This is a genomic window from Herbaspirillum sp. B65 (assembly GCF_000333555.1).
GTDB lineage: Bacteria > Pseudomonadota > Gammaproteobacteria > Burkholderiales > Burkholderiaceae_D > Herbaspirillum > Herbaspirillum rubrisubalbicans.
Genome location: NZ_BADI01000031.1, coordinates 1 through 3,767 on the forward strand (window position 1 = coordinate 1; position 3,767 = coordinate 3,767).

At 61.7% G+C, this 3,767-nt stretch carries 4 protein-coding genes; 3 read left to right on the plus strand and 1 reads right to left on the minus strand.

The genetic code is table 11. The annotated features are described in order from the left end of the window. Positions 1-372 precede the first annotated feature (372 nt). Complete coding sequence (locus I5W_RS00645; RefSeq protein WP_017453072.1) at positions 373-1,002, plus strand: response regulator; 630 nt, start codon at positions 373-375, stop codon at positions 1,000-1,002. Positions 1,003-1,082: 80 nt separating this feature from the next. After that, positions 1,083-1,577, plus strand: coding sequence for a response regulator (locus I5W_RS00650; RefSeq protein WP_252716835.1), 495 nt, complete (start codon positions 1,083-1,085; stop codon positions 1,575-1,577). A gap of 91 nt (positions 1,578-1,668) precedes the next feature. Here I5W_RS00650 and I5W_RS33005 read toward each other — a convergent pair whose 3' ends face one another. After that, on the minus strand, positions 1,669-1,854 hold the full coding sequence (locus I5W_RS33005; protein WP_242405719.1) for a hypothetical protein: 186 nt from the start codon (positions 1,852-1,854) through the stop codon (positions 1,669-1,671). On the opposite strand from I5W_RS33005, the gene I5W_RS00655 reads away from it, so the two are divergent. Further along, a partial coding sequence (locus I5W_RS00655; RefSeq protein ID WP_252716836.1) for a PAS domain-containing sensor histidine kinase occupies positions 1,838-3,767 on the plus strand: 1,930 nt, incomplete at its 3' end. The two genes, I5W_RS33005 and I5W_RS00655, sit on opposite strands and share 17 nt — an antisense overlap.

A 3,767-nucleotide genomic window follows, 5' to 3' on the forward strand; every position in this document is an offset into this window, starting at 1 on the left:
AGGGGGTGGTCTCGGTACGCAACGACCTGCGCTTGAAGCAATAAAGGGCGGGAACTTGTGGGCGCGTGACCGGTCTGTGACCGGGTCCGCGCTTTGCCGCTNGTAATGGGCTTCTTGCCAAGTGCATCGGTTCGTCGGTGCATTTTGCAAGAAGACAGGGCAGGGTGCGTCAGGTATAGTTGGAGGCCGTTGGCGCCGTGCAGGGGCAGGCCACCGGCCTGTCAGGGCAGCGCCATGCAGGGCGACCGACATGCGCAGATGTCGGTTGCAGGGAAGAAAAGCAATGCAGCATCCACAACCAGAGTACAACGACAAAACCGTACCAAGCAGCGCCCACGGCGCTGGAGTTTCAATTCACCGCTCAAAAATGCCATGACAAAAATACTTGTAGTCGATGACCATGCGGTCGTGCGGGCAGGTGTGCAGCACTTCATTTCGGAAATCCCGTCGATGGAAATCGGCGGTGAAGCCAGTACGGCCGAAGAAGCCATCCGCCTGGTACGTACCCAGGACTGGGATATCGTCTTGCTCGATATCGCCATGCCCGACAAGAGTGGCGTGGAAGTATTGAAGCAGATCAAGCGTGAAAAGCCGGAGTTGCCGGTGCTGATGCTGTCGATGCACCCCGAGAGCCGCTATGCGGTGCAGGTGCTGCGCAGCGGCGCTTCCGGCTATGTCCAGAAGGAAGCGCTGGCCACCGAGCTGGTCAACGCCATCAACACCATCCTGCGCGGGCACAAGTACATCAGCTATGGCGTGGCCGAGTTGCTCACCAGCGAACCGGTGGATTCGGAAAAGCCGCTGCATGAAACGCTTTCGCAGCGCGAGTATGAAATCTTCTACAAACTGGGCCAGGGTCAGGGCGTGACGCAAATCGCCGATGAACTGTGCCTGTCGGTCAAGACGGTGAGTACCTATCGTTCGCGCGTGCTGCAGAAGATGAGCATGACCAACAATGCGGACATCATTTATTACGCGATCAAGAACAACCTGATCGATTGAGGCCTGGCGTTCCGGGCGGACTAGGTGCCGAGCCAGCAGGACCGGGCGGCGCCGGGCAAGGAAGAGTGGTACGGCGCATCATGGATGACATTCTCAACAGCAGGCCCCAGCGCGACAGCGACGGGACGCCCTTGCAGATCTTCCTGGTGGAGGATTCGGAGGACGTGCGGGACCTGATCGTGGAGAGCCTGGCGGAAATCGCCGGGGTGCATCTGGTGGGCCATGCCGAAAGCGAACTGGAAGCCTTGCGCCATTTGCAGTTGCACAGCTATGACGTGCTGATCCTGGATATCCAGTTGAAGCAGGGCAATGGCATGAGCCTGTTGCAGTCGCTGGCGCGTTCCAATACGCGGCGTCAGAGCGAGGTCAAGGTGGTCTTCAGCAACCATGTCAGCCCGACCTATCGGCGCGTGGGCGTGCAGTGCGGCGTGCAGCATTTCTTCGACAAGTCTTCCGAACTGCCGCTGCTGTGCGATCTGCTGGAAGAATTGGCAGGGCAGAAGGCGGGCAAGTCCGGACGCACATCGTCGAGCAATAATTCACCGCAAGGACCGGCCCAGGCCGGGGGCATTTGAGACGTTTTCCGGCGGCATGAGATAGGCGGTCAGGCAGCAGTCGCCAGGGCAGTTCGGCGCGACCTTGATGCCAGCAGACAATCAGAACCGATCATGGCGAGTACCTTGCCGGCAGGGCCGGGGTGCCGCACGGGTCGCACAAGAGCAAGGGATTTGCGACGATGAAGAAAAACAATGACGGCTTGCGTCCGTCATCCGCCGATATCCAGAACAGTGCTTCGGTCGAGTATTTTGCGGCCTCCCATGCGCATGACAGCAGCATGGTGACCTTGGCCATGGGCTTGTCCATGGCGGTGATACTGCTGGGCCTGGTGGTCTTGTTGACCGGTTTGCTGGGCGAGGAATACCGTCGCCTGCTTTCGGGCCTGCTGGCGTTGCGCCCCTTGTCGGCGGCTGGTTTCATCCTGGGCGCGCTGGCGCTCTATCTGAGCTGTATGCATTCGCCGACGCGGCCGCCAGCGCTGCGTCGGGTCAGGCTGGGCTTGGCCTTGTTGTTGCTGCTGCTGGGTCTGGGCTCGCTGGTGCATGGGTTGATGTACGCACTGGGCTGGTTGCCGCTGGATGGCACCCATCCGATCTCGCCGCTGGCCATCTCACCCTTGCTGTCACTGGGCTTCGTGCTGATGGCTGGTAGCCTCCTGCTGCATGACTGGCGTCTGCTGGGTGGCTATTATCCGGCCGAATACCTGGCCTTCACGCTCATGGCCCTGTCGGCCATTCCGCTGGTGGGTTACCTGTATGACGTCAGTCAGTTCATCTATCTGCAATTCCCCTTGCCGGTGTCCTTGCTGTCCTCGCTGGTGCTGGCGCTGCTGGGGGCGGCACTGTTGATGGCGCGGCCTGGCCATCCGCTCATGGCGGTGATCCTGCGCATCGCACCCGGTGGCCAGATGCTGCGCCACCTGCTGCCGCAGACGCTGTTCCTGCTGCTGGCCTTCAGCCTGTTGCTGAACTGGGGCATGAGCCACGGCTGGATCCTGCCGGAACTGGTGCTGCCGACGCTGACCCTGATCAACGGTGTGATCGTGCTGTTCATCTTCTGGGGCTCGGCCAGCCGACTCGACAGCGAATACGGCGAGCGCACCCGCAATGCCCAGAAGCTGGCCGAGACCAGCGCGCTCTTGAACGCGGTCAGCGAAAGCACCAGCGACCCGATCTTCGTGAAGAATCGCCAGGGCTTGATGATCTTCGCCAATCCGGCCACCCTGCACAAGCTGGGCAAGACCTGGGAAGAGACCATGTACCGCTCCAGCCGCGAGCTGTTCCTGCTGCCTGAAGAGGCCGAGGCCATCGATCGTGACGACCGCCGCGTGATGGCCTCGGGCAAGCCCGAGAAGCTGGAGCAGACGCTGCACCTGCCGGAGGGCGTGGTGACCTTCCAGACCGCCAAGGTGCCCTGGTTCGGCAAGGATGGCAGCGTGCAGGGGGTGATCGGCATCAGCACCGACATCACCGAACGCAAGCAGGCCGAGGATGAACTGCGCCAGCGCGAGAGCCAGCTGGAAAAGACCGTGGTCCAACGTACCGCACTGCTGCGCGAACTGACCAACCACCTGGAGACGGTGCGCGAGGAAGAAAAACGGGCGATCGCCCGCGAGCTGCACGACAACATGGGCGCCTCGCTGACGGCCTTGTCGATGCACCTGGAAGGGGTCTACCAGATCCTGCCGGCGGACGATAAATGGGCTGACCGCAAGACCCGGATGCAGGGCTTGATGAAGTCGCTGGTGGCCACCACCCGGCGCATCCAGACCGAGCTGCGGCCCAATACCCTGGACCTGTTCGGGCTGAAGGCGGCGATCTCGGAACAGCTCGATGAATTGCATGAGCGCACCGGCATCATCTGCCGCGCCAGCCTGCCCGATGAAGACGTGGAGGTAGGCCATGAGATGGAAATCGCCATCTACCGCATGTTGCAGGAAATGCTCAACAACGTGACCAAGCACGCCAAGGCCAGCAAGGTCGACGTGATCCTGGATGTCGATGAAGACCATGTGGCCCTGACCGTGCGCGACGATGGCGTGGGCATCCCCGATGAGCGGCGCGACNACCACAAGACCTATGGGCTGCGCGGCCTGCGCGAACGCGCCACCTTTCTCGGCGGCGAAGTCGATATCCGCTCGACCCCCGGCAAGGGCGCGCTCATCAGCATCAGCCTGCCCNTTGATGGTCAGGACCACAGCGCTGGGC

Bases quoted from the DNA above. Each gene is read 5' to 3' on its own strand.
- I5W_RS00645 (WP_017453072.1), top strand. From the start codon at position 373: ATGACAAAAATACTTGTAGTCGATGACCATGCGGTCGTGCGGGCAGGT.
- I5W_RS00650 (WP_252716835.1), top strand. From the start codon at position 1,083: ATGGATGACATTCTCAACAGCAGGCCCCAGCGCGACAGCGACGGGACG.
- I5W_RS33005 (WP_242405719.1), bottom strand. From the start codon at position 1,854: ATGGCCAAGGTCACCATGCTGCTGTCATGCGCATGGGAGGCCGCAAAA.